Genomic DNA, 23,675 nt, shown 5'->3' on the forward strand with positions numbered 1-23,675 from the left:
CCACGCCGGCCTCGGCCGCGCGCCAGCCGGCCAGCGGGGCGGCCGGGGCCGGCGCCGGGGCGGCGGCGGCCAGCGCCTCGGCCAGCAGGGCGGGATCGGCATGCAGCAGCAGCGCGGCGGCGCGGGCCGGATCGGGCCAGCGGCTGTCGGGGCTGACCACGATCTGTTCGGCGGCACGGCCGAGCCACTGCCCGACCGCCTTGACCACCGGAAAGGCGCCGAAACGCAGCACGATCTCGGCCGGCGGACAGGCGCCGCGCAGGATCAGCCCGGCGCGGGCGATGACGCGGGAGCGGTCATGGCCTCCCCAGCGCAGGCCGGACAGCGGCTCGGCCAGGATCGGCCAGTCGAGCGCCGCCGCCAGCGCCACCAGCGGCGCGGCCGGCAGCGGCTCGGCCCCGGCGACGATCACCCCGCGCCGGCCGGCGCAACGGCGGGCCAGCTCGGCCAATGCGGCCGGGTCGGGGGCAAGGCGCGGCAGCGCCACCAGCGGCGGCACGGCGGGCGCGGCGGGGGGCGGATCGTCCGGCGCCGCCAGCAGCGGCTCGCGCAGGGGGACGTTGATCTGGACCGGGCCGGGCAGCGGCCAGCGGCTCTGGCTGACCGCGCGCGCCGCCAGCGCCGCCAGCCAGCCGGCTTCCGGCTCGGCCGGCGGCAGGGTGTGGACGGCGCGGACCTGGGATCCGAACATCGTGCGCTGGTCGAGGGTCTGGTTGGCGCCGCAATCCTGCAATTCGGGCGGACGGTCGGCGCTGAGCAGGATCAGCGGCAGCCGCGCCGCGTCGGCCTCGGCCACCGCCGGATGCCAGTTGGCCACCGCCGAGCCCGAGGTGCAGACCAGCAGCACCGGCCGCCCGGTCGCCCGCGCCAGCCCGAGGGCATAGAAACCGGCGGCGCGCTCGTCGAGCAGCATCCGGCAGGCGAGGCCGGGATGGCGCAGACAGGCCAGGGTCAGCGGGGTCGAACGCGAGCCGGGCGACAGCACCGCGTCGGTCGCCCCGGCGCGGGCCAGCCCGTCGATCAGCGCGGCGGCCCAGGCGGCCGTGATGCCGCCGGGGGACGGCAGGGCGGCAAAGCCGCTGGGGGACGGCATGGCGGCAAAGCCGCTGGGGGACGGCATGGCGGCAAGGCCGCCGGCAGACGGCAGGGTCTCAGGCACGCCGCAACCCTTCCAGCATGATGCCGAGCTTCAGTTCGGTCTCGGCGAATTCAGCCTCGGGCTCCGAGGCGGCGACGATGCCGCCCCCGGCCGACAGCAGGGCACGATCGCCGTCGAGCACGGCACAGCGCAGCACCACCGCCATCTCGCCGTCGCCGGCCCGGTCGATCCAGCCGAACGCGCCGCTGTACCAGCCGGCGCGGGTCTCGCCCAACTCGGCCAGCACGGCGCGGGCCTCGGCCAGCGGCAGCCCGGCCACCGCCGGGGTCGGATGCAGCCGCGCCGCCGCCTGCAACAGCCCGGCGCCGGGCTTGAGCCGGCCGGTGATCGGCGTCCACAGATGTTCGAGCCGGCCCAGCCCCATCCGGCGCGGCGCGGCCGGGACGTCGAGGGTCTCGCACAGCCCGCCCAGCGCCTCGGAAATCCACTCGACCACCAGGCGGTGCTCGTGGCGGTCCTTGGCCCCGCTCAGCAGCCGTCCCCCCAGGAACGGGTCGGCCGGATCGCTCGGGGCGGTGCCGGCCAGGGCGTAGGAGCCGACATCGCGGCCCTGGCAGGCCACCAGCCGCTCCGGGCTGGCCGCCACCAGCGTCCGCCCGTCGACACCGGCGGTCAGGATCGCGCAGGAGGGATGCCGCTCGACCAGCGCCTCGACCAGTCGCTCGGGTCGCAGCGGCCGGCTGGCCTCGACCAGGATCCGCCGCGACAGCACCACCTTTTCCAGCCGCCCGGCGGCGATCGCCTGGGTCGCCGCCCGCACCCGCTGGCGATAGAGCGCGGGCGAGGGAATCTCCTCGACCCGGCGCGGCAGCACCGGCACCGCCGCCAGCGGCGGCGCCGCCAGCGCCTGGGCGAAATCCTCCAGCGCCTCGCCCCAGGCGGCGCGGATCCGCGCCGGGGCCACCCCGCCGCGATGGCTGAGGATCAGCTCGCAGCGTTCGCCCCGCCGCCGCAGCACCAGCAGCGGCACCCGCAGCAGCGCCGGGGGGAAATCGAGCGCGTCGGGACCGCCGAAGCCATGGCCGAGGAACGCCACCGGCTCGGCCCCGCCCGCGTCGGCGTCGAGATGGGCCCAGTCGAGCCCGTGATAGGCCGCCGCCAGCCCGGCGGTGTCGGCCGGCGCGACGCTGTGGGCACAGCCCCAGGCGATCAGCGCCAGCCCCTCGCTCGGCCGCTGCCACGACCAGGGATCGGCCATCGCCGGCAGCCGGGTCAGCCCGGCCAGTTCGGGCACGGCCAGGGTGACGCTGACCAGCGCCGCCTCGGGCAGCGCCAGCCGGTCGATCCGCCGCACCAGATTGGCCGCCAGCCCGGCGGCCGTCCCGCCCCCGGCCGACAGCCGCGCCTCACCGCGCTGGGACGGCATCGCCATCTGCGTCACCTTCGTACCCGTCATTGGAAAGGAACATGGGAAAAGGAACAGGCTCCCCGCCGCGCCTTGCCGCGCGGGTCCGTCACGGGCCGCCCGTCGGCGGCGATCGGGGCCATCAACGTCACGGTTTAGAGATAGCAACGCGCCGTGACCGGGGTCAACTCCCGAGGATGACAGCAGAAAAAAGCCGGGCGCGCCCCGGTGCCGGGGCCACGGGGATCCCGGGGGGATCCGCCGCGCCCGGGCCGGCGGTGAAGCGTCGTGGTTGCCTTCGGGGGGGCAAGCTGATAGGGTCCGCCGCTGATTTCCCATCCCCTTGGACCGACCATGAAGATCAATGCCAACCTGATTCGTCCCGGCAACATTCTCGAACATAACGGCCGGCAGTTCTCCGTGCTGAACATCCAGATCATTCAGCCCGGCAAGGGTGGCGCGTTCATCGCCGTCGAGATGCGCGATCTGCGGACCGGCACCAAGACCAACGAGCGCTGGCGCACCGCCGACACCGTCGAAAAGTGTTCGGTCGAGGAAAAGGACTGCACCTTCCTGTTCGGCGACGCCGACCACCTGACCTTCATGGAACAGGAAACCTACGAGCAGTTCACCGTTCCGGCCGACCTGCTCGGCGAATCCGCCGCCTTCCTCCAGGACGGCATGGCGGTCACCGTCGATTTCGTCGAGGGCAGCCCGGTTTCCGTCACCCTGCCGGAAAAGGTGGTGATGACCGTCACCGAAGCCGACCCGGTGGTCAAGGGGCAGACCGCCTCCTCCTCCTACAAGCCGGCCAAGCTCGAAAACGGCCTGAAGATCCTGGTGCCGCCGTTCCTCGCCGCCGGCGAGAAGATCGTCGTCGCCACCGCCGACTGCACCTACGTCGAGCGTTTCAAGGGCTGAGGCCCGCGCCGCCGCCCCGCCCCCGTCCCGCGCGGACGGCGGCGGCGGTGGCGCCCCCAAGGCGGAGCCGGTTGTCCCCGGACCTCCGCCTTCCGCTTTTTCGGGCGCGTCCCCGCGCCCCCCGACCGATCAAGATCGAAGGATACCCCCCGCCGTGATGGTTCGTTCCGCCCTGCTCAACGTGATGATGGGCGCCGCGCGCAAGGCGGCGCGGTCGCTGTTGCGCGATTTCGGCGAGGTCGAAAACCTCCAGGTGTCGCGCAAGGGGCCGTCGGATTTCGTCAGCTCGGCCGACCTCAAGGTCGAGAAGACCCTGCGTCAGGAACTGAAGAAGGCCCGCCCCGGCTTCGGCTTCCTGCTCGAGGAGGATGGCGAGATCGCCGGCGAGGACAAGAGCCACCGCTGGATCATCGATCCGATCGACGGCACCACCAACTTCCTGCACGGCATCCCCAATTTCTGCATCTCGATCGCGCTGGAGCGTGACGGCGAGCTGATCGCCGGGGTGGTCTATCAGCCGCTCGGCGACGAGATGTACCATGCCGAAAAGGGCGCCGGCGCCTTCCTCAACGAACGCCGCCTGCGCGTCTCCGCCCGCCGCAAGATGGAAGACGCGGTGCTCGCCACCGGCATCCCCTTCCATGGCCGCGACGGGCACGAGCCGTTCCTGCGCGAACTGGGCGCGGTGATGAAGCATGTCGCCGGTGTCCGCCGCTTCGGCTCGGCCGCGCTCGACCTCGCCTACGTCGCCTCGGGCCGCTGTGACGGCTACTGGGAATGCGGGATCAAGCCGTGGGACATCGCCGCCGGCATCGTCCTGGTGCGCGAGGCCGGCGGCTACGTCACCGACTACCAGGGCGGCACCCGGATGCTCGACAATGGTCAGGTCGTCGCCGGCAACGACCATCTCCACGTCCCGCTGCTGCGCCTGCTGCGCGCCGCCAACCCCTGACGGGTCCCTCCCGCCAAGGGGTTCGAAGGGCCTCGGGCCCTTCGCGGAGAGCGCCGAGAGGCGGAGCCTTTCGGCCGGCCCGGGCGGATTTCCGCCTTTCCGACCCGTGACTTGTGGTCGGGCAGGGCTTCGGATACTCTTGCCGCCGTTCGTTGTGGGGCATCCCAGGGGGCCGAGCCGATGAGTGCAGAGGGCAGGCGGGTATTTCTGATGGTGGGCGGCCTGCTGCTCGCCGTCGCCGCTCCGGCCGAGGCCCAGATCGTCATCGGCGACCGGCCCACGTCCGACGTCATCGTCAATTACGACGTGCTCGACCGGCTCGGCCGCGAACCCACCCTGCCCGACCTCTATTCCCGCGCCGCCGGCCTGCCGCCGCTGGTGCTGCCCGAGGCGGCGCCGGCGCCCCACCATGCCCGCGCCGCGCGTCCGGCGACCCGGACGGCCACCCGCCGCCCCCACCCGAAGGCCAAGGCCAAGACCGTCGCCGCCGCCCGCCCCCATCCCGCCCCGTCCCAGGCTGTCCCGTCCCACACCGCCGCCACCGCGACCCGCCCGCCGGCCGCCCCGGGGGGATCCGGCGCTGCCGGCGGCGCGGTCAGCTTTGCGCCCAATCCCCCGGCCGCCGTCCCGGCCACCCCGCGTGTCGACGAGCCGGCCAAGCCCGCCGCGCCGGCCCCGGCCAAGGCGGCTGCGCCGGTGGTCGCCCTGCCCAAGGTCGAGGTGCCGAGCATCGCCCCGCCGCCCAAGGCGGCCGAGCCCAAGCCCGAGCCGGCCAAGGCCGAACCGATCCCGGTCAAACCCGAACCGGTCAAGGCGCCCGAACCGGTCAAGGCCGCCCCCGCCAAACCACAGCCGGCGGCCCCCGCCCCGGCCGCGCCGCCGGCCGAAGCCGCCAAGCCGACGGTGACGGCCAAGGCCGAACCGGCCCCGGTCAAACCCGAACCGGTCAAGGCGCCCGAACCGGTCAAGCCGGCCCCGACCGAGGTTGCCAAGCCGGCCGCCCTGCCCTCTCCCGCGCCCGCCCCGGCCCCGGTAACGGCGCCGGCCCCGGTGGCGGCGGTTCCGCCGGCCCCGACCCCGGCCCCGGCGGTGATCGCCGCGCTGCCGCCGCCGCAGCCGGCGGCGCGCAAGGGCGACACCCTGACCCTGCCGTTCGGGGTGGACAGCGCCAACCTGTCGGAAAGCGCCCGCGCCGCGCTGGAAAAGCTGGCGCAGCGGATGCAGGGCGACGAGCAGGCCTGGCTTCAGGTGCTGGCCTACGCCGCCGGCGACGAGGCCAACGCCAGCAAGGCGCGGCGGCTGTCGCTGTCGCGCGCGCTGGAGGTCCGCAAGTTCCTGATGGAAATGGGCGTGCCCTCGACCCGGATCGAGGTGCGGGCGCTCGGCAACAAGGTCGAATCCGGCCCGCCCGACCGGGTCGACACCATGCTGCTGCGGCGCTGACGCGCCTGCCGCCATCGAACGGCCACATTCGCTTCCGACCCTGGCCGCGCCGGCTTTTCCCCGCCAGTCCCCGAGGCGCTGACCGATGACCCGACCCAATCGTTTCCTCTATCGCATGGCGGCCTTCCTGATCGCGGTGGCGGTGCTGGTGGTGATGCTGCGCGACGGGCTGATGCTGGCCTTCGCCCACAACCCCGCCCTCAACGGCCTGCTGTGCGGGGTGTTCCTGATCGGCGTGGTGCTGAATTTCCGGCAGGTGCTGATGCTGTCGCCCGAAATCGACTGGCTCGATTCCTGGCGGCGCGGTCAGCCGGCGCTGTCGGGCGGGCGGCTGCGGCTGCTGGCGCCGATGGCGCGGATGCTGGGCGAACGCCCCGACCGGATGAACCTGTCGGCGATGGCGCTGCGCTCGGTGCTGGATTCGATCGCCGCCCGGCTCGACGAACAGCGCGACCTGTCGCGCTATCTGGTCGGGCTGATGATCTTCCTCGGCCTGCTCGGCACCTTCTGGGGGCTGTCGCGCACCGTCGGCTCGATCGGCGAGGTGATCGGCTCGCTGACCGCCGGCGCCGGCACCGATCCCTCGGCGGCGTTCGAACGGCTCAAGGCCGGGCTGGGGCAGCCGCTGAGCGGGATGGGCACCGCCTTCTCGACCTCGCTGTTCGGCCTCGCCGGCTCGCTGGCGCTCGGCTTCCTCGACCTCAGCGCCGGGCAGGCCCAGAACGCCTTCTACAACGACCTCGAGGAATGGCTGGCCGGCCAGACCCGGCTCGGCGCCAGCGGCCGGATCGGCGGCGGCGAGGACAGCGGCGGCGCCTCGGTGCCGGCCTACATCCAGGCCCTGCTGGAGCAGACCGCCGACAGCCTCGATCAGGTCCAGCGCGGCCTCGCCCGCGGCGAGGACAATCGCGGCGGCGTCGCCACCGCGATCACCCAGTTGGCCGACAAGCTCTCGACCCTCAACGACCACATGCGGGCGGAACAGGCGCTGCTGCTGAAGCTGGGCGAGGGCCAGCTCGAAACCCGCGCCCTGCTCGCCCGCCTCGCCGAGGGCGCGAGCCCCGGCGGCGGGCTCGACGACCCGACCCGGGGCCATATCCGCGCCATCGACGGCTCGATGAAGCGGCTGGTCGAGGAAACCGTCGCCAGCCGGCAGGAGCTGGTGGCCGAATTCCGCGCCGAACTGCGCCTGCTGGCCCGCACCATCGCCGCGCTGGCCGACACCAGCCCGGACCGCTAGGCCGGCCGCCCCGCCATGCCGCTCGCCCGCCGCCCCCGCCGCACCCTCGACATCTGGCCCGGCTTCGTCGATGCCCTGGCGACGCTGCTGATGGTGGTGGTGTTCGTGCTGATGGTGTTCGTGCTGGCCCAGTATTTCCTCGGCCAGACCCTGTCCGGCCAGCAGAAGGCGCTCGACCGCCTCGGCGCCGAACTGGCCGGGCTGACCGAACGGCTCAACCTCCAGATCGCCGACAACCAGACCCTGAAATCCGATCTGGCCCGGCTCCAGGCCGACCTCGCCGCCAGCAAGGCCGAAAGCGACCGCCTCGCCGCCCATGCCGCCGGGCTGGAACAGAGCCTCGCCGCCGCCCTCGCCGCCCGGGGCGAGCTGGAAGGCAAAATCGCCGCCGGCGAGCAGGATCTCGCCAACGAGCGCAAGCTGTCGGCCGAGGCCAACGCCCAACTGGCCCAGTTGAACCGCCAACTGGAGGCGACCCGCCAGGAGCTGGCCCGGGTGCTGGCCGCGCTCGAAGCCTCCGAGGCCCAGGACAAGACGCAGAAGGTACAGATCGCCGACCTCGGCAAGCGGCTCAACGCCGCGCTGGCCGGCAAGGTCGAGGAATTGCAGAAATACCGCTCGGACTTCTTCGGCCGGCTGCGCAAGGTGCTGGGCAACCGCCCCGGCATCCGCATCGAGGGCGACCGCTTCGTGTTCCAGTCGGAACTGCTGTTCCCGACCGCCTCGGCCGAACTGGGACCGCAGGGGGCCGAGGACGTCCGCCGCCTCGCCGCCACCCTCAAGGAGGTGATCGCCGAGATCCCGCCCGGGGTCAATTGGGTGCTGCGGATCGACGGCCACACCGACCGCCGCCCGATCACCTCGCCCCGCTTCCCCTCCAACTGGGAACTGTCGACCGCGCGGGCGATCACCGTGCTGCGGGCGCTGGCCGCCGCCGGCATCCCCAGCGACCGCCTCGCCGCCGCCGGCTTCGGCGAGTTCCAGCCGATCGACCCGGCCGACAGCGATGCCGCCTACGCCCGCAACCGCCGGATCGAGCTGCGCTTCGACCAGCGTTGACTTGGCCCGAACCTTGCGCCCTTCCCTTTGCCGAGCTTTCGGCGGTGGGGGGGGTCGGGTTGTTCGTTATTGGGTGCGGTGAATCACCATTGTCGCATAATGTGGCGTTTTCAAAGAAAGACGTGGGCGCTGCCCACACCCGCCAAGGGCCGCAAGGCCCTTGGATCCCATCGATGGTCGGGGGGGGTGAGGCGGATCGGCCGCCTCCCCGCCACTGGAGAGGAAAAGATGGACGAAATCTTCTCCCTCCGCCTCAGCTTCCGGGTCCTCGGTTTTACCGTGACCTTGAAGATCAAGAGGGAAGAGACGCCGGGTGGGGTGGCAGCCCCACCGGCACTCCGAAGATGAGTGGAGCGACGAGATGAAACCTCAAGCGATCCTGGGCGGTCTGGTCGCGGGCGTCGTCGTCGGGCTGCTGCTGTTCTTCCTGGCCGGCCTGTTCCTGGCCCTCGCGGTCGCAGTGCCGCTGGCGCTGCTGATCGCGGTGGTAACCGGCCGGGGGGAGATCGAAGTCAGACGCGATGACCGCTGATCCGTGAGGATCCGGAGAATGCCGAAGGCCGGCCCGGATCTTGCCCCCTCCCCTTTGCCAAGCTTTCGGCGGCGGGTTTGGTCCGGTTCGTCCGTTATCGAGGTTGGTGAAATAGCCTTTGTCGCATAATGCATACGGACGTGGGCGCTGCCCACACCCGCCAAGGGCCACCGGCCCTTGGATCCATTTGATGATCGCGGGATTTGTGGCGGACTTAATGCCCGAGCAGCTTGGCCAGTCCGAACATCGCGCCAAGCACCACCACGCTGTTGAGCACGACAGCACCGAGAATGGTCTTGGTCAGATCCGCCTTCACTTCGGCAATCCGCGCCTCCAGCCGAAGCTCGGTTTCGCGGACACCGCCCTTCAGTTCGGTCTTGACCTCGATCAGATCGGCCTTGGTTGCCATGCCGTGTTTTCCATCCGAACCCATTTGATCCCGATGGGCCCCCCAAAAGCCACCCGGGCTGATTTTGAGCAGGATCGCCCAGAATCACAAGCCCCGGAAACCGTGGGTTTCCGGGGCGTTGGATTGGTGGGCCCGCCGGGACTCGAACCCGGGACCTCTCGATTAAAAGTCGCTTGCTCTACCGACTGAGCTACGGGCCCCCATCGAAAGGGCGCTCACCTTATGCAGAGGAGCGCCCGCCGTCAATGCCCTACTTCTTGACGTCGGCCTGGATTCGCGCCCGGACCAGCTTGTCGGGGTTGATCACCACGCCATTGTCGGCCGGATCGCCCTGCTTGATCCGGTCCACCAGATTCATCCCGTCCGTCACCGTGCCGATCACGGTATAGCGGCCGTTGAGGCTGGGCGCCGAGCCGGTCATGATGAAGAATTGCGAATCCGCACTGTCCGGGCTGTTGGCCCGCGCCATCCCGACCACGCCGCGCACGAACGGCTCGCCCGAGAACTCGGCCTTCAGCTTCACCCCCGAACCGCCGGTGCCGGTGCCGGTCGGGTCACCGCCCTGGGCCATGAAGCCCGGGATCACCCGATGGAACGGCGTGCCGTCATAGAAGCCCTTGCGCACCAGCTCCTTGATCCGGGCGATGTGATGCGGCGCCAGATCGGGGCGCAGCTCGATCGTCACCGTGCCGGTGGGCAGATCAAGCAGCAGGGTGTCGTCGGGCGCCCCGGCAAAGGCCGGCGCGGTGGCCGTCGCCAGCAGCAGCGCCAGGGCCGCGGTCAGGCGGCGAAACAGCTTGGTCATGCTTCTCCTCACGAGGCGGGAGCGGAATCGACGTCGGCGGCGACCCGCAGCGACAGGATGGTGTCGGGCGCATCGACGTTGCCGTTGCGCAGCACGCTGCCCTTCTTGATCTGATCGACATGCTCGATGCCTTCGACCACCTGACCCCAGATGGTGTATTTGCCGTCGAGATGCGGCGCCGGCTCGAACATGATGAAGAACTGCGAATCCGCGCTGTCCTCGGCATGGGCGCGGGCCATCGAGCAGGTGCCGCGCAGATGCTTCTCGGTCGGCGAGAACTCGGCCTTCAGCTTCTGGCCCGAACCACCGGTGCCGTTGCCCTTGGGGCAGCCGGTCTGGGCCATGAAGCCCTCGATCACCCGGTGGAACTTCAGGCCGTCATAGAACTTGTCCCGCACCAGTTCCTTGATCCGGGCGACATGATTGGGCGCAAGATCGGGCCGCAACTCGATCACCACCCGCCCAGTCTTCAACTCGAGATACAGAACGTTGTCGCTGTCCACCCCTTCCTCCCCTGATCACGGCCGGTCCCCCAGGCCGAACTTGGCCACCAGCCGCGACTTTACCGCCGGACTGACGAATTGTGAAATGTCGCCGCCCAGGCGCCCGATTTCCTTCACGAACCGCGAGGAAATGAACTGGCAACGCTCCGACGCCATCAGAAAGATGGTCTCGATGTCGGGATCGAGGCGGGCATTCATCCCCGCCATCTGAAACTCGTATTCGAAGTCGGACACCGCGCGCAGACCGCGCACGATCAGGTTGGCACCGCATTCGCGGCAGAAATTCATCAACAGCGAGTCGAACGCCCGCACCTCGATCGCGGTGCCGATCTGGGCCGACAGGTCGGCCATCTCGGCGCTGACGATCTCGACCCGCTCCTCCAGCGAGAACAGCGGCCCCTTGCCGGCATTGACCGCCACCGCGACGATCAGGTGATCGACCAGCCGGGCGGCCCGGGCGACGATGTCGAGATGGCCGTTGGTCACCGGATCGAAGGTTCCGGGATACAGGCCGACCCGCATGCTCATGCCGCGTCTCCTCCCCCGTCGGCATTCCCCACATCCTCGTCGGCGGCCTCGTCGCCGCCCTCCTCCTCGCCGGCCCCGCCGCCAAGGTCGCACAGCCGCGCCGCCGACACCACCCGCTCGCCCTCGGCGGTGCGCAGCAGGGTGACGCCCTGGGTCCGCCGCCCGGCGATGCGGATGTCGAACACCGGCATCCGGATCAGCTTGCCGCCGTCGCTGACCAGCATGATCTCGTCCTCGTCGCCGATCGGGAACGAGGCGACCACCGGGCCGGTCTTGGCGGTGAGGTCGATGTTGGCGATGCCCGAGCCGCCCCGGCCGGTGATGCGGTATTCATAGGCCGAGGTGCGCTTGCCGAAGCCGTTCTCGGTGACGGTGAGGATGAACTGCTCCTCGGCCCGCATCCGCGCCATCTGCTCCTCGGGCAGCTCGCTCCGGGCATAGGCGTCGCGGGTCTCGGCATCGTAATCGACGTGGGTCAGGATCGACATCGAGATCACCTCGTCGCCGTCCTCCAGCCGGATGCCGCGCACGCCGGTCGAATCGCGCCCCTTGAACTCGCGCACCTCATCGACGGCGAAGCGGATCGCCTTGCCCATCCGGGTGGCCAGCAGCACGTCGTCGCGCTCGGCGGCGCAGGTCTGGACCGAGATCAGCCGCTCGTCCTCGCCCAGCTTCATCGCGATCTTGCCGTTGGCGCGGACCTCGGTGAAGTCGGACAGCAGGTTGCGGCGGACGTCGCCGCGCGAGGTGGCGAACATCACGTGCAGGTCGGCCCAGCCAGCCTCGTCCTCGGGCAGCGGCATCACCGTGCTGATCGTCTCGTTCTCTTCGAGCGGCAGCAGGTTGACCATCGCCTTGCCGCGCGCCTGCGGCGTGCCGAGCGGCAGCCGGTAGACCTTCAGCTTGTAGGCCTTGCCGGCCGAGGAGAAGAACAGCACCGGGGCATGGGTGTTGGCGACGAACACCTGATTGAGGAAGTCTTCCTGCTTGACCGCCATGCCGGAGCGGCCCTTGCCGCCGCGCTTCTGGGCGCGATAGGCCGACAGCGGCACCCGCTTGATGTAGCCGGTGTTGGTGACGGTGACGACCATGTCCTCGCGGGCGATCAGGTCCTCGATGTCGGCCTCGAACTCGGCCTCCTCGATGGTGGTGCGGCGCGGGGTGGCGAATTCCTCGCGCACCGCGATCAGCTCGCCGCGCATCACCTCGAGCCGGCGGGCGTGCGAGGCGAGGATCGCCAGATATTCCTCGATCTGGGCGCCGATCTCGTGCAGTTCGCCGCCGATCTTGTCGCGCTCCAGCCCGGTCAGGCGGTGCAGGCGCAGATCGAGGATGGCGCGGGCCTGGATCTCCGACAGCCGGCAGGTGCCATCGACGATCTCGCGGCCGGGCTCGTCGATCAGGCGGATCAGCGGTTCGACGTCGCCGACCGGCCAGGCGCGGGCCATCAGCTGCTCGCGGGCGGTGGCCGGATCGGGCGCGGCGCGGATCAGCCGGATCACCTCGTCGATGTTGGCCACCGCGATGGCGAGGCCGGCCAACACGTGGGCGCGGTCGCGCGCCTTGCCCAGCTCGAAGATGGTGCGGCGGGTGATCACCTCCTCGCGGAAGGCGACGAAGGCGGCGATGATGTCCTTGAGGCTCATCATCTCCGGCTTGCCGCCGTTGAGGGCGAGACAGTTGACACCGAAACTGGTCTGGAGCGGGGTGAAACGGTAGAGCTGGGCCAGCACCACATCGGCGATGGCGTCGCGCTTCAGCTCGATCACCACCCGCACCCCGTCGCGGTCGGATTCGTCGCGCAGGTCGGCGATGCCCTCAAGCTTCTTGTCGCGCACCAGTTCGGCGATCTGTTCGAGCATCCGCGCCTTGTTGATCTGGTACGGCATCTCGGTGACCACGATCGCCTCGCGGTCCTTGCGGATTTCCTCGATGTGGGTGCGGGCGCGCAGGATCACCGAGCCGCGCCCGGTCAACTGGGCGGCGCGGATCCCGGCGCGGCCGAGAATGGTGCCGCCGGTGGGGAAGTCGGGGCCGGGCACCAGCTCCATCAGCCGGTCGGGGCCGATCGCCGGATCGTCGATATAGGCGCAGCAGGCGTCGATCACCTCGCCCAGATTGTGGGGCGGGATGTTGGTGGCCATGCCGACGGCGATGCCGCCGGCGCCGTTGACCAGCAGGTTGGGGAACCGCGCCGGCAGCACGGTCGGCTCGAACGAGGATTCGTCGTAATTGGCCTGGAAGTTGACGGTGTCCTTGTCGATGTCTTCCAGCAGCGCGTGCGACGAGCGGGCGAGGCGGGCCTCGGTGTAACGCATCGCCGCCGGCGGATCGCCGTCCATCGAGCCGAAATTGCCCTGACCGTCGATCAGGGTCAGGCGCATCGAGAAGGCCTGCGCCATCCGCACCATGGCGTCGTAGATCGCGGCGTCGCCGTGGGGGTGATATTTACCCATCACGTCGCCGACGATGCGGGCCGATTTGCGGAACGGCTTGGTATGGTCGTACCCCGCCTCCTTCATCGCGAACAGGATGCGGCGATGCACCGGCTTGAGGCCATCGCGGACGTCGGGAAGGGCCCGGCTGACGATCACGCTCATGGCGTAATCGAGATAGGACCGCTTCATTTCGTCTTCGATGGTCACCGGGGTGATGTCGAACGGGGTCGAGGCAGCAGGGGGGGTCAAGGATCGATTCCCATCGGTTGCGCCGGTCAGCGGGCACGAACACCCCGGCACCGGCACGGAGGGCGTGCGGCGATCGGGGCGGTTCCGGTGCGGCACGCTAGCAGATATCCGAAGGGCGAACAACCGGCCGGAATTGCCCCCGGGCGGCGGAAGGCGCCCCGCCGCCGCCCCGCGCACCCTTCGCTGATTTCATTGACGAAAAGCGTGGCCGCCCCCGGCCGGGCCGGCGGGGATGGCAACCCCCCTTTCCCCGCCCGCCGGACTGGTCTACATTTCGCCGCCCCTGGAAACACATCGCGGGAAAGCAAGCGCCATGGCAGGCAGCGTCAACAAGGTCATTCTGGTCGGCAATCTCGGGCGCGACCCCGAGGTCCGCACCGCCCAGGACGGCGGCAAGATCGTCACCCTCAACATCGCCACCTCGGAAAGCTGGAAGGATCGCCAGAGCGGCGAGCGCAAGGAAAAGACCGAGTGGCACCGGGTGGTGATCTTCAATCCCAATCTCGGCGACGTCGCCGAGCGCTATCTGCGCAAGGGCAGTTCGGTCTATGTCGAGGGCGCGTTGCAGACCCGCAAATGGACCGACCAGTCCGGCGCCGAGCGTTACACCACCGAGGTGGTGATCGGGCGCTTCAAGGGTGAGCTGACCCTGCTCGGCGGCCGCGACGGCGGCGGCGCGGGCGGTGGCGGCGGCTATGGCGGCGGCAGCGGCGGCGGTTACGACGATCCGGCGCCGCGCCCGTCCCAGGGCGGCGGCCGCCCGGCCTCGGGCGGCGGCCAGAGCTGGGAACCGCCGGCCGATCTCGACGACGAGATCCCGTTCTGACGGATGGGGCCGTCGCCACGGCGGCGGCACGACGGTGAATGCGGCGGGACGGGACGCTCCGAAGGGGGCGCCCGTCCCTGTCTTTTTGGGGTTCACGCATCGGGCCGGGCAGGGCCGGGAAAAAAGGGGATAGGGAAATGCGGATGGCGAAACTCGGGATTTCCGGAAAACTGATGGTCGTCGTCGCCGCCAGCGTGGTCGGCTTCCTGCTGGTGGCGGCGGTCGGCCTGACCTTCCTGCACGGGACGATGATCGAGGCGCGCATCGCCAAGCTGCGCGGCGTCACCGACCTCGCCCGCGGCCTGTTGCAGGAACAGGCGGACCGGGTCGCCCGGGGCGAGATCGACCTGGCGGCGGGTCAGGCGCTGGTGCGCGACCGGCTGCGGGCCCTGCGTTATGACGGCGGCGAATATCTGTTCATCTATGCCGGCGACGGCACCTGCGAACTCAGCCCCGGCCGCGCCGAGCGCGAGGGCAAGAACGCCCTCGGGATCAAGGACGCCGACGGCCTGCCCTTCATCCAGCGGATGATCGAGGTCGGCCGCGCCGGCGGCGGGCCGGTGTTCTACCGCTTCTCCCGCGCCGGCTCGACCGAGGTGCTGCCGAAGGTGTCCTATGCCCAATGGTTCGCGCCGTGGGGCTGGATGGTCGGCACCGCGGTGTCGATCGACGACATCGAGGCCGAGTTCCGCGTCGCCGCGCTGAAATTCCTCGCCATCGTGCTGGGGATCACCGTGCTGGTGGTCGGGCTGGTGGGGACGATCGCCCGCCGGATCGCCGGGCCGCTGCGGCGGCTGACCGGGGCCACCACCCGGCTGGCGGCGCGCGATTATGAGGTCGAGATCGACGAGGACCGGCGCGGCGACGAGATCGGCACCCTGGCCGGGGCGATCCGCACCCTGCGCGACGCCGCCCGCGAGGCCGACCGGATGCGCGACGCCCAGGACCGCACCCGGCGCGATCACGAGGAAAGCCAGCGCGCGGCGGCGCGGATGATGGCCGACGGCTTCGAGGCCAGCGTCAAGCAGGTGTCGGACGTGATCACCGCCTCGGCGCGGCAGATGCATCAGGCGGCGGAAAGCCTGACCACCGTCACCGAGCGGACCTCGGCCCAGGCCGCCGACGTCGCCGGCGCCGCCGACGAGGCCTCGACCACGGTGCAGACGGTCGCCGCCGCCGCCGAGGAACTGTCCGCCTCGATCGCCGAGATCAGCCGGCAGGTGCGGGCCTCGGCGGCGATCTCGGCCCAGGCGGTCGAGCAGGCCGACCGCTCCGACCAACTGGTGCAGGGGCTGGCCGGGGCGGTGACCCGGATCGACGACGTGGTCAAGCTGATCAACGACATCGCCGCCCAGACCAATCTTTTGGCCCTCAACGCCACCATCGAGGCGGCGCGGGCCGGCGAGGCCGGCAAGGGCTTTGCCGTGGTCGCCAACGAGGTCAAGAGCCTCGCCAACCAGACCGGCCGCGCCACCGAGGAAATCGCCAGCCAGATCGCGGCGGTGCAGAGCGCCACCGGCGAGGCGGTGACGGCGATCCGCGCCATCGCCGGCACCATCGACGATCTCAGCCAGATCGGCACCGCGATTTCCGCCGCGGTCGATCAGCAGCACGCCGCCACCGCCGACATCTCCAGCAACATCCAGCGGGCGGCGACCGGCACCCGCGAGGTGACCGAATATCTCGACCAGTTGGCGATGGCGGTGGCCGATGTCGGCAAGACCTCGGGCGGGGTGCTGGCCGCCTCGCGGACCCTGACCGAGCAATCCACCCGGCTCGACGGCGAGGTCGCCGCCTTCCTCGACACCGTTCGCGGCTGACCCTGCCGCCCCGCCCCTCTCCGGGGGGAGCGGGGCGGTCCGGGCGAAGCCCGCATAAACAACGGCAAATATCCATCAAATTATTTTCGTTTGCGGCGATGAGACGGCACCGCCCACCGCCGCGTCCCCCGCGTGCGTCCGCCCCGGCCCCAACGTCTCTTTAAGCGGGAAAAAGCCAGCCATCCTCTTCAAAAACGGATGGTCATCTCCCTCCCCTCCCCTTGCCGGACCCATCGACCGGATCGGAACACCCGCAAATTACCCCAAAGATGGCCATCAGAATCCTCTTCTGTGTATTTGATCCTCGCGGCGGGGGACGCTATGGTACCGTGACAATTCATTGAATGATGGCGAGAGATGGCGAAGGTCGGTATTTTCCACAAGATGATGGTTGTCGTCGCCATCAACATCTTTGGTTTCACGCTGGTGGCGGGCGCGGGAATGTACTTCCTGCATCACAAGATGATCGACGACCGCATCGCCAAACTGCACAGCATGACCGATTTCGCCAAGGACGTGGTCCGGACCGCCCATGACCGGGTGCAGAAGGGCGAGATCGGGCGCGAGGAGGCGCAGACCCAGGTGCGCGAGATGCTGCGCACCGTGCGGTTCGACAAGAACAACTACATCTTCATCTATACCGAGGACGGGCTTTGTCTGCTCAGCCCCGGCCGGCCGGAGCGCGAGGGCAAAAGCGTTCTTGGCATCACCGACACCAACGGCCTGCCCTACATGAAGCGGATGATCGAGGTGGCCCAGGCCGGCGGCGGCGCGCTGTTCTACCATTTCAAGCGCCCCGGCACCGACAAGGCGGTCCGCCTCAGCTCCTATTCGCAGATGTTCGCCCCCTGGGGCTGGATGATCGGCACCGCGGTGGCGATCGACGACATCGAGGACGAGTTCGCCACCGTGGCGTGGCGCTTCGCCGCGATCGTGCTGGCGATCGCGGTCGGCGCCACCCTGCTGGCCTGGCTGATCGCCCGCCATGTGTCGCGGCCGCTGCACCGCCTCAGCGCGATCACCGACCGCCTCGCCCGCGAGGATTACGCCAGCGAGGTGACCGAGACCGAGCGCGGCGACGAGATCGGCATGCTGGCCCGCTCGATCCGCACCCTGCGCGACGCGGCGCGCGAGGCCGCCGGCCTGCGCGCGGCCCGCGAAAGCGGCAAGGTCGAGGCCGAGGCCGAGCGGCGGACCGAATCGCGGCGGATGGCCGAACGGTTCGAGGCCAGCGTCAAGCAGGTGTCGGACGCGATCGCCAGCTCGGCCGACGGGCTGGAGACGGCGGCGACGACCCTGACCGGGGTGGCCGACCGCGCCGCCAGCCAGACCACGGCGGTGGCCGAGGCGGCGCAGCGGACCTCGATCACCGTCGAGGAGGCCGCCGCCGCCACCGGCCAGTTGACCGCCTCGATCGAGGAGATCGGCCGGCAGGTGCGCGGTTCGGCGACGATGACCTCGCAGGCGGTCAGCGAGGCCGAACGCTCCGACCGGCTGGTGCAGGGGCTGGCCGGGGCGGTGACCCGGATCGACGACGTGGTTCATCTGATCAACGACATCGCCGCCCAGACCAATTTGCTGGCGCTGAACGCCACCATCGAGGCGGCGCGGGCCGGCGAGGCCGGCAAGGGCTTCGCCGTGGTGGCGGGCGAGGTCAAGGGGCTGGCCAACCAGACCGCGCGCGCCACCGAGGAAATCACCAGCCAGATCGCGGCGGTGCAGAGCGCCACCGGGGAAGCGGTGGCGGCGATCCGCTCGATCGGCGCCACCATCACCCGGATCGACGCCGCCGGCGCCACCATCGCCAGCGCGGTCGAACAGCAGCAGGCCGCGACCGGGGCGATTTCCCGCAACATGCGCGAGGCGGCCGACGTCACCCGGCAGGCCACCGCCTCGCTCGACGCCCTGACCCGGGCGGTGGCCGAGGTCGGCGACACTTCGGGCGCGGTGCTGGCCGCCTCGCAGGCCCTGGCGGCGCAATCGCACCGGCTCGACGGCGAGGTCACCGCCTTCATCGAGGCGGTGAACGGCTGAGGCGCGCCGCCCCTGCCGATCGGGTGCCGGCCCGAGATATTTCTCTAGCCTAGGTGATATGATCTTGGTATAGTCCCCCTTGACATTGGGAGGGAGGCAAACCTCCCCCTTCTGCCAAGAGGAGGAGAACATGCGGGTCGATCCTTATTGCGATGCCAGCGCCCCCCCTCCCTGGCCGGTGACGGCGGGAGGCGGCACCCTGCTGATCGGCCCCGCCAGCGAGGAGGCGGTGCGGTCGGGTCTTTCGGCTCCCTATTGCGGCTTCTTCGAATGCGAGGGTCTGCCCCACCGCGACCAGATCGAGAGCCTGTTGCAGGCCTCGGCGCGGGAGGGCGGCCTGGTGCTGTCGCTGACCACCCGCAGCGCGTGGCGGCTTGACCTCACCGGCCTGATCGCCGAATCGCTGGCGCGACGCTCCGGCACGTCCCGGCTCGACCAGCGGCGCCGGATCGAACGGGACCTGTCGGCGGCGATCACCCAGGCGCTGGTGCATGACAATCTCGGCCTTGACTCCCCGCCCGCCCACTCGCTGTCCGGCCTGCTGTCCCACCTCGATCAGGCCGAACGGCGCCTGCGCGACCCCAACATCGCCACCCGCCGCCTCGACCTGCGGATCCTGACCGAAGGCAACGGCCGGATCGAGGTGCTGCCCCCGCCCGGCCAGTTGTGCCGGGCGCCGGACTCGCTGTTCCGCCGCCTCGCCCGCTCGGTCGGCCGTCAGGGCGGCCCCGCTTTGCCCTGCCTGCTCAACGCCTCGCTCGCCGGCTGAGGAATTGCGCGGGCTCCGCCCGCCCCCGCCAAGGGCCGCAAGGCCCTTGGAACCCCTTCCTTGCCCTTCGCGCGGCAAGCCCCCGCGCCCAAGCTGAAAGGCCACTCCGCACCCGACCATCAATGGGATCCAAGGGCCTTGCGGCCCTTGGCGGGGGTGGGCGGAGCCCACATCACCCTGAAACCCGATAGATACGAGCCAGTTCAGCCGGGCAAGGCGCCGGACGAGCGGTTGGGCCGGTCGGCGACGTCGCCGCGGGCGATGGTGAGGGTTTTGATCAGGGCGGTGACCTGCTGTCCCGGGGCGAGGGCGAGTTCGGCCTGGGCCTCGCCGGTGATGCGCGACCACAGGGTCGCGCCGCCGCAATCGAGCATCACATCGACCTGGGTATCGTCGAACGCCGACACCGAGCGGACGGTTGCCGCCAGTTGATTGCGCACGCTGAGGCCGCCGACCGGATTGCGGCCGATGGCGATATCGTGGGCGTGGATCCGCACCCGCACCGGGGTTCCGCTCGGGCGGTCGATCAGGTTGACCTTCAGCACCCCGCCGGCGAAGCCGAGCCGGCTGATGCCAAAGCGGGGGTCGCTGTCGAGCAGGGTGGCGGCCAGCACCGCGCCGACGTCGCCCTGTCCGGTCAGGCCGACATGGCGGGGGGAGGACAGCACCTCCTCGACCGGACCGATCGCCGCCACCCGTCCGTCCTCGACCAGCACCAGGGTATCGGCGAGGCGCAGCACCTCGTCCATCGAGTGGCTGACATAGAGGATCGGGATGGTGAACTGGCGCGACAGGCCGGCGATGAAGGGCAGCAGCTCGTTCTTGCGCCCGCCGTCGAGCGAGGCCAGCGGCTCGTCCATCAGCAGCAGGCGCGGCGCGGCGAGCAGGGCGCGGCCGATCGCCACCCGCTGCTTCTCGCCGCCCGACAGGCCGGACGGCCGGCGCGCCAGCAGCGGCTCGATCCCCAGCACGGCGACGACGTGATCGAACGACACCGTCCGCTCGGCCGCCGGCAGCATGTCGCGGCCGAAACAGAGGTTCTGCCGCACCGACAGATGGGGAAACAGCCGGTGTTCCTGGAACACATAGCCGACCCGGCGGGCCTCGGGCGGCAGATCGACCCCGGCGGCGGCATCGAACAGCACCCGGCCGTCGATGACGATGCGGCCCCGGTCGGGCCGGGCGAGGCCGGCGACCATGTTGACCAGCGAGGTCTTGCCCGAGCCCGAGCGGCCGAACAGCGCGCTGACCCCCGAGCCGGCGGTGAAGCCCATTTCCAGGGTGAAGGCGCCCTGGCGGCGCCGCACGTCGATTTCGAGCATCGGCCGGTCAGCTCCCGATCCGTTCCCGCACCCGCCGGGCGAGGATTTCCGAGGCCAGCAGCGCGGCGAACGCCACCACCACCGAGATCACGCACAGCCGGAAGGCCGGCGCGTCGCCGCCCGGGACCTGGGTCAGCGCATAGAGCGCGATCGGCAGGGTGCGGGTCTCGCCCGGAATGTTGGACACGAAGGTGATGGTGGCGCCGAATTCCGACAGCGAGCGGGCGAAGGCCAGGATCACCCCGGCCAGCAGCCCGGGCGCCGCCAGCGGCAGCGTCACCACGAAAAAGGTGCGGACCGGCCCGCAGCCGAGGGTGCGGGCCGCCTGCTCCAGCCGGCGATCGACCCCTTCGAGGGCAAGGCGGATGGCGCGGACCATCAGCGGGAACGCCACCACCGCCGAGGCGATCGCCGCCCCCTTCCAGGTGAAGGCGACGGTGACGCCGAACCAGTCGTACAGGGCCGCCCCGATCACCCCGCGCCGGCCGAACAGCACCAGCAGGGCATAGCCGACCACCACCGGCGGCAGCACCAGCGGCAGGTGGATCACCCCGTCGAGCAGGCTCTTGCCGGGGAAATCGCGCCGGGCCAGCAGCCAGGCGAACAGGACCCCGAACGGCAGAGACCCCACCACCGCCCAGCCGGAAACCAGCAGGGACAGCGCCAGGGCCTCGCGTTCGAGCGGGGTCAGAACGAACCAGGCGGGATCCATCCCGATCCCCTCCCGGTCAGTTGACCCTGAAGCCATAGCGGACGAACACGCCCCGGGCCTCGGGGCTGCGCAGGAAGTCGAGGAACGGCTTGGTCACCTCGCCCTTGGCCCCGGCGATCGCGGCGAAGGGATAGACGATCGGGTCATGCAGGGTGGCGGGGAACACCCCGATCACCTTGACCTTGGCCGACACCGCCGCGTCGGTGGCATAGACCACGCCGATCGGCGCCTCGCCGCGTTCGACCAGGGTCAGCGCGGCGCGGACGCTGTCGGCCCCGGCCACCTTCGGCGCGACCTTGGCCCACTGGCCCGAACGCTCCATCGCCTGCTTGAAATACAGCCCGACCGGGACCGAATCCGGGTTGCCGGTGGCGATGTGGCCCTCGCCGGCCAAAGCGGCGAGATCGGTGGTGGCGGTGATCTCGATCTTGTCGAGCGGCGAATTGGCCGGGGCGACCAGCACCAGATCGTTGCCGAGCAGATTGAACCGGCTCTGCGGGTCGATCAGCTTGTGCTCGGCCATGTAATCCATCCATTTGAGGTCGGCCGAGGCGAAGATGTCGGCCGGCGCCCCCTGCTCGACCTGGCGGGCCAGGGCGGACGAGGCGGCATAGGAGCCCACCAGCTTGTCGCCGGTGCGCTGCTCATAGAGCTTGCCGATGTCGTTGAGGGCATTGGTCAGCGAGGCGGCGGCGAACACGCGCACCTCGGCGGCGGAAGCGGAAAGGGTCGCAAAGGTCAAAAAAACGCCGAACAGGGCGGCAATCAGGCGAGTCCCAGCCATGGGAGAAGTCTCCGTGCGAGCTAGAGGATCAGCATTATATAGGCGAAGACCATAACGCTGTCGTGCCCTTTCCTCATCGCGCCGAAGGCAGGGGACCCCTTGCTTTGGCCCATAGGTAGGAACCACGATTCGCGGCGGCCGGACGACCGGCGCCGGGATCACCCGGGTCAGGCCGGCGGCGCGACCCCGCCGGTCGGCAGCAGCAGGGTGACGGTGGTGCCGGCCCCCTCGCCGCTGTCGATCCGCATCCGCCCGCCATGCAGATCGACCAGCGAGCGCACCACCGCCAGCCCGAGCCCGGTGCCGCCGCCCGGGCCGGCGCCGCCCGGGCCGGAACGGGCGGCGGGCTCGTCGTCGGGATCGAACGGGTTGAGCAGGCGGGGGATCGCCTCGGCCGGGATGCCGGCGCCGCGATCGATCACCTGGAAGCGGGTCATCGTCCCCTCGGCGGCAACCTCGAGCGTCACCGTGCCGCCGGCGGGGGAATAGCGGATCGCGTTCGACAGCAGGGCGAACAGGCATTGCCGCACCGCGCGCTGATCGGCCATCAGCACCGCCGGGGCGCTCTCCAGCGCGGCGGCGATGGCGATGCCGCCGCCGCCGGCCTCGACCTGCATCAGCCGGACGCATTCCTCGACCAGCGGCCGCAGCGGGAACAGGCCGGGATGGAGCGGCCATTTGCCGGCCTCGATCTTCGACAGGTCGAGCAGGTCGTTGACCAGTTCGAGCAGATGGCGGCCATGGTCGTGGATGTTGGCGGCATAGTCGCGCCGGGCGGCGGCGGCGGCGGTCTCGCCCTCGATCAGCAGCAGTTCGGACAGGCCGAGGATGGCGTTGAGCGGGGCGCGGAACTCGTGGCTGAGATTGGCGAGGAAGGCCGACTTGGCCCGGTTGGCCCGCTCGGCGGCGACCCGGGCGCCGAGCAGGTCGCGCTCGACCTGCTTGCGGCGGGTGATGTCGCTGAACACGCCGACGACCTTCTCGACCGCGCCGTCGGCCCCCCGCACCGTCACCGCCGACAGCCAGACCGGATAGATCTCGCCGCTCTTGCGCCGGTTCCACACCTCGCCCTGCCAGCGGCCCTGCTGGCGCAGATCCTCCCACATCGCGGCATAGAAATCCTGCCCCTGCCGGCCCGAGCCGAGCAGCGCCAGGGTGCGGCCCTGCACCTCCTGCGGGGTGAAGCCGGTGATGCGGGTGAAGGCGGGATTGACCGCTGTGATCCGTACCGCGGCATCGCAGACCAGGATCGCCTCGGCCACCGCGTCGAGGATGGTGCCGGCGAGACGCTGGTCGTCGGCCTCGCGGCGGCGGCGGGCCTCGATCTCCTGGTTGAGGCTGCGGTTGGCCTCGGTCAGCAGCCGCAGCAGCCGGTCGCGCTCGGCCTGACCGCGATAAAGGTCGAGGAACACCCGCACCTTGGCCAGCAGCACCGGCTCGTCGATCGGCTTTTCGATGTAATCGACCGCCCCGGCGCCATAGCCCCGGCTGCGGTGGTCGGCATCGCGATGGGCGGCTGTGAGGAAGATGATCGGCAGGTCGCGGGTGCGTTCCTCGCCGCGCAGCAGTTCGGCCACCTCGAACCCGTCGATCTCGGGCATCTGCACGTCGAGCAGCGCCAGGGCGAAATCGTGGTTGAGGGTCAGCTTCAGCGCCTCGTTGCCCGAGGCGGCCGGGATCACCTCGGCATCGACCTTGGCCAGCAGATGCTTGAGGGCGATCAGGTTGGCCGGCTGGTCATCGACGATCAGCAGCTTGGGCCGGGGCTGGCCCGGCGGCGGGGCGGGCCCGCCGCCGGCGCGCCGGTCCGGCCGCGCCGCCGCGC

At 70.6% G+C, this 23,675-nt stretch carries 21 protein-coding genes and 1 tRNA gene; 10 read left to right on the top strand and 12 right to left on the bottom strand.

The genetic code is table 11. The annotated features are described in order from the left end of the window. Together menD and ACFSNB_RS16620 are read right to left on the bottom strand one after the other, a co-directional pair. Nucleotides 1-1,159, bottom strand: a 1,159-nt coding sequence (gene menD / locus ACFSNB_RS16615) for a 2-succinyl-5-enolpyruvyl-6-hydroxy-3-cyclohexene-1-carboxylic-acid synthase (protein WP_377318605.1), incomplete at its 3' end; no start/stop codon positions are given. After that, complete coding sequence (locus tag ACFSNB_RS16620; protein ID WP_377318607.1) at nucleotides 1,152-2,531, bottom strand: isochorismate synthase; 1,380 nt, start codon at nucleotides 2,529-2,531, stop codon at nucleotides 1,152-1,154. The genes ACFSNB_RS16620 and menD, both read right to left, overlap by 8 nt. 327 nt (nucleotides 2,532-2,858) lie before the next feature. On the opposite strand from ACFSNB_RS16620, the gene efp reads away from it, so the two are divergent. The 6 genes from efp (at nucleotide 2,859) to ACFSNB_RS16650 (ending at nucleotide 8,651) form a co-directional block, all read left to right on the top strand. After that, a complete protein-coding gene (gene efp / locus ACFSNB_RS16625; RefSeq protein ID WP_377318609.1) occupies nucleotides 2,859-3,425 on the top strand; it encodes an elongation factor P in 567 nt (188 codons plus the stop codon). A 154-nt stretch (nucleotides 3,426-3,579) separates the two neighbouring features. Continuing rightward, complete coding sequence (locus ACFSNB_RS16630) at nucleotides 3,580-4,377, top strand: inositol monophosphatase family protein (RefSeq protein ID WP_377318611.1); 798 nt, start codon at nucleotides 3,580-3,582, stop codon at nucleotides 4,375-4,377. Nucleotides 4,378-4,557: 180 nt separating this feature from the next. Further along, nucleotides 4,558-5,820 carry an OmpA family protein gene (locus ACFSNB_RS16635; protein WP_377318613.1) on the top strand — a complete coding sequence of 421 codons (1,263 nt, stop codon included), beginning with the start codon at nucleotides 4,558-4,560 and terminating at the stop codon, nucleotides 5,818-5,820. An 85-nt stretch (nucleotides 5,821-5,905) separates the two neighbouring features. Further along, complete coding sequence (locus ACFSNB_RS16640) at nucleotides 5,906-7,060, top strand: flagellar motor protein MotA (protein WP_377318615.1); 1,155 nt, start codon at nucleotides 5,906-5,908, stop codon at nucleotides 7,058-7,060. 15 nt (nucleotides 7,061-7,075) lie between these two features. Continuing rightward, a complete protein-coding gene (locus ACFSNB_RS16645; RefSeq protein ID WP_377318617.1) occupies nucleotides 7,076-8,119 on the top strand; it encodes a peptidoglycan -binding protein in 1,044 nt (347 codons plus the stop codon). Nucleotides 8,120-8,480: 361 nt separating this feature from the next. Beyond that, a complete protein-coding gene (locus tag ACFSNB_RS16650) occupies nucleotides 8,481-8,651 on the top strand; it encodes a hypothetical protein (RefSeq protein WP_377318619.1) in 171 nt (56 codons plus the stop codon). Between the two features lie 214 nt (nucleotides 8,652-8,865). Here the strand turns inward: ACFSNB_RS16650 and ACFSNB_RS16655 are convergent, their stop codons facing one another. From ACFSNB_RS16655 to gyrA, 6 genes are all read right to left on the bottom strand, one after another. After that, entirely contained in the window at nucleotides 8,866-9,060 is a 195-nt protein-coding gene (locus tag ACFSNB_RS16655; protein ID WP_377318621.1) for a hypothetical protein, read from the bottom strand. A gap of 124 nt (nucleotides 9,061-9,184) precedes the next feature. After that, nucleotides 9,185-9,260 (bottom strand) — tRNA-Lys (locus ACFSNB_RS16660). A 50-nt stretch (nucleotides 9,261-9,310) separates the two neighbouring features. Then, nucleotides 9,311-9,865, bottom strand: coding sequence for a peptidylprolyl isomerase (locus ACFSNB_RS16665; protein WP_377318623.1), 555 nt, complete (start codon nucleotides 9,863-9,865; stop codon nucleotides 9,311-9,313). 8 nt (nucleotides 9,866-9,873) lie between these two features. After that, nucleotides 9,874-10,368 carry a peptidylprolyl isomerase gene (locus ACFSNB_RS16670; RefSeq protein ID WP_377318625.1) on the bottom strand — a complete coding sequence of 165 codons (495 nt, stop codon included), beginning with the start codon at nucleotides 10,366-10,368 and terminating at the stop codon, nucleotides 9,874-9,876. Between the two features lie 15 nt (nucleotides 10,369-10,383). Then, entirely contained in the window at nucleotides 10,384-10,896 is a 513-nt protein-coding gene (gene coaD, locus ACFSNB_RS16675; protein WP_377318627.1) for a pantetheine-phosphate adenylyltransferase, read from the bottom strand. Further along, the gene (gene gyrA / locus ACFSNB_RS16680) at nucleotides 10,893-13,583 is read right to left on the bottom strand and encodes a DNA gyrase subunit A (RefSeq protein WP_377318629.1); all 2,691 of its coding nucleotides are present in this window, start codon (nucleotides 13,581-13,583) and stop codon (nucleotides 10,893-10,895) included. The genes coaD and gyrA overlap by 4 nt, the downstream gene beginning before the upstream one ends. 313 nt (nucleotides 13,584-13,896) lie before the next feature. Between gyrA and ssb the strand changes: the two genes are divergently transcribed. The 4 genes from ssb to ACFSNB_RS16700 all read left to right on the top strand — a co-directional run bounded on the left by ssb (nucleotide 13,897) and on the right by ACFSNB_RS16700 (nucleotide 19,032). Further along, entirely contained in the window at nucleotides 13,897-14,409 is a 513-nt protein-coding gene (ssb, locus tag ACFSNB_RS16685; protein ID WP_377318631.1) for a single-stranded DNA-binding protein, read from the top strand. Between the two features lie 143 nt (nucleotides 14,410-14,552). Beyond that, nucleotides 14,553-16,229, top strand: a complete 1,677-nt coding sequence (locus tag ACFSNB_RS16690) for a methyl-accepting chemotaxis protein (protein ID WP_377318633.1) — start codon at nucleotides 14,553-14,555, stop codon at nucleotides 16,227-16,229. A gap of 357 nt (nucleotides 16,230-16,586) precedes the next feature. Next, a complete protein-coding gene (locus ACFSNB_RS16695; RefSeq protein WP_377318635.1) occupies nucleotides 16,587-18,263 on the top strand; it encodes a methyl-accepting chemotaxis protein in 1,677 nt (558 codons plus the stop codon). Nucleotides 18,264-18,393: 130 nt separating this feature from the next. Continuing rightward, complete coding sequence (locus tag ACFSNB_RS16700; protein ID WP_377318637.1) at nucleotides 18,394-19,032, top strand: sensor histidine kinase; 639 nt, start codon at nucleotides 18,394-18,396, stop codon at nucleotides 19,030-19,032. A 203-nt stretch (nucleotides 19,033-19,235) separates the two neighbouring features. On the opposite strand, the gene modC is transcribed toward ACFSNB_RS16700, so the two are convergent. The 4 genes from modC to ACFSNB_RS16720 all read right to left on the bottom strand — a co-directional run. Further along, nucleotides 19,236-20,354, bottom strand: a complete 1,119-nt coding sequence (gene modC, locus ACFSNB_RS16705) for a molybdenum ABC transporter ATP-binding protein (protein ID WP_377318639.1) — start codon at nucleotides 20,352-20,354, stop codon at nucleotides 19,236-19,238. Nucleotides 20,355-20,361: 7 nt separating this feature from the next. Next, nucleotides 20,362-21,066: a molybdate ABC transporter permease subunit gene (gene modB / locus ACFSNB_RS16710; protein ID WP_377318641.1), complete on the bottom strand. Its 705-nt coding sequence runs from the start codon at nucleotides 21,064-21,066 to the stop codon at nucleotides 20,362-20,364. A gap of 16 nt (nucleotides 21,067-21,082) precedes the next feature. Further along, nucleotides 21,083-21,850, bottom strand: a complete 768-nt coding sequence (gene modA, locus ACFSNB_RS16715; RefSeq protein WP_377318643.1) for a molybdate ABC transporter substrate-binding protein — start codon at nucleotides 21,848-21,850, stop codon at nucleotides 21,083-21,085. Between the two features lie 167 nt (nucleotides 21,851-22,017). Continuing rightward, a partial coding sequence (locus ACFSNB_RS16720) for an ATP-binding protein (protein WP_377318645.1) occupies nucleotides 22,018-23,675 on the bottom strand: 1,658 nt, incomplete at its 5' end.

It is taken from the genome of Phaeospirillum tilakii (assembly GCF_042683125.1).
Taxonomy (GTDB): Bacteria; Pseudomonadota; Alphaproteobacteria; order Rhodospirillales; family Magnetospirillaceae; genus Phaeospirillum; species Phaeospirillum tilakii.

Bases quoted from the DNA above. Each gene is read 5' to 3' on its own strand.
- ACFSNB_RS16620 (WP_377318607.1), bottom strand. From the start codon at position 2,531: ATGGCGATGCCGTCCCAGCGCGGTGAGGCGCGGCTGTCGGCCGGGGGC.
- efp (WP_377318609.1), top strand. From the start codon at position 2,859: ATGAAGATCAATGCCAACCTGATTCGTCCCGGCAACATTCTCGAACAT.
- ACFSNB_RS16635 (WP_377318613.1), top strand. From the start codon at position 4,558: ATGAGTGCAGAGGGCAGGCGGGTATTTCTGATGGTGGGCGGCCTGCTG.
- ACFSNB_RS16640 (WP_377318615.1), top strand. From the start codon at position 5,906: ATGACCCGACCCAATCGTTTCCTCTATCGCATGGCGGCCTTCCTGATC.
- ACFSNB_RS16645 (WP_377318617.1), top strand. From the start codon at position 7,076: ATGCCGCTCGCCCGCCGCCCCCGCCGCACCCTCGACATCTGGCCCGGC.
- ACFSNB_RS16650 (WP_377318619.1), top strand. From the start codon at position 8,481: ATGAAACCTCAAGCGATCCTGGGCGGTCTGGTCGCGGGCGTCGTCGTC.
- ACFSNB_RS16655 (WP_377318621.1), bottom strand. From the start codon at position 9,060: ATGGCAACCAAGGCCGATCTGATCGAGGTCAAGACCGAACTGAAGGGC.
- ACFSNB_RS16665 (WP_377318623.1), bottom strand. From the start codon at position 9,865: ATGACCAAGCTGTTTCGCCGCCTGACCGCGGCCCTGGCGCTGCTGCTG.
- coaD (WP_377318627.1), bottom strand. From the start codon at position 10,896: ATGAGCATGCGGGTCGGCCTGTATCCCGGAACCTTCGATCCGGTGACC.
- ssb (WP_377318631.1), top strand. From the start codon at position 13,897: ATGGCAGGCAGCGTCAACAAGGTCATTCTGGTCGGCAATCTCGGGCGC.
- ACFSNB_RS16690 (WP_377318633.1), top strand. From the start codon at position 14,553: ATGGCGAAACTCGGGATTTCCGGAAAACTGATGGTCGTCGTCGCCGCC.
- ACFSNB_RS16695 (WP_377318635.1), top strand. From the start codon at position 16,587: ATGGCGAAGGTCGGTATTTTCCACAAGATGATGGTTGTCGTCGCCATC.
- ACFSNB_RS16700 (WP_377318637.1), top strand. From the start codon at position 18,394: ATGCGGGTCGATCCTTATTGCGATGCCAGCGCCCCCCCTCCCTGGCCG.
- modC (WP_377318639.1), bottom strand. From the start codon at position 20,354: ATGCTCGAAATCGACGTGCGGCGCCGCCAGGGCGCCTTCACCCTGGAA.
- modB (WP_377318641.1), bottom strand. From the start codon at position 21,066: ATGGATCCCGCCTGGTTCGTTCTGACCCCGCTCGAACGCGAGGCCCTG.
- modA (WP_377318643.1), bottom strand. From the start codon at position 21,850: ATGGCTGGGACTCGCCTGATTGCCGCCCTGTTCGGCGTTTTTTTGACC.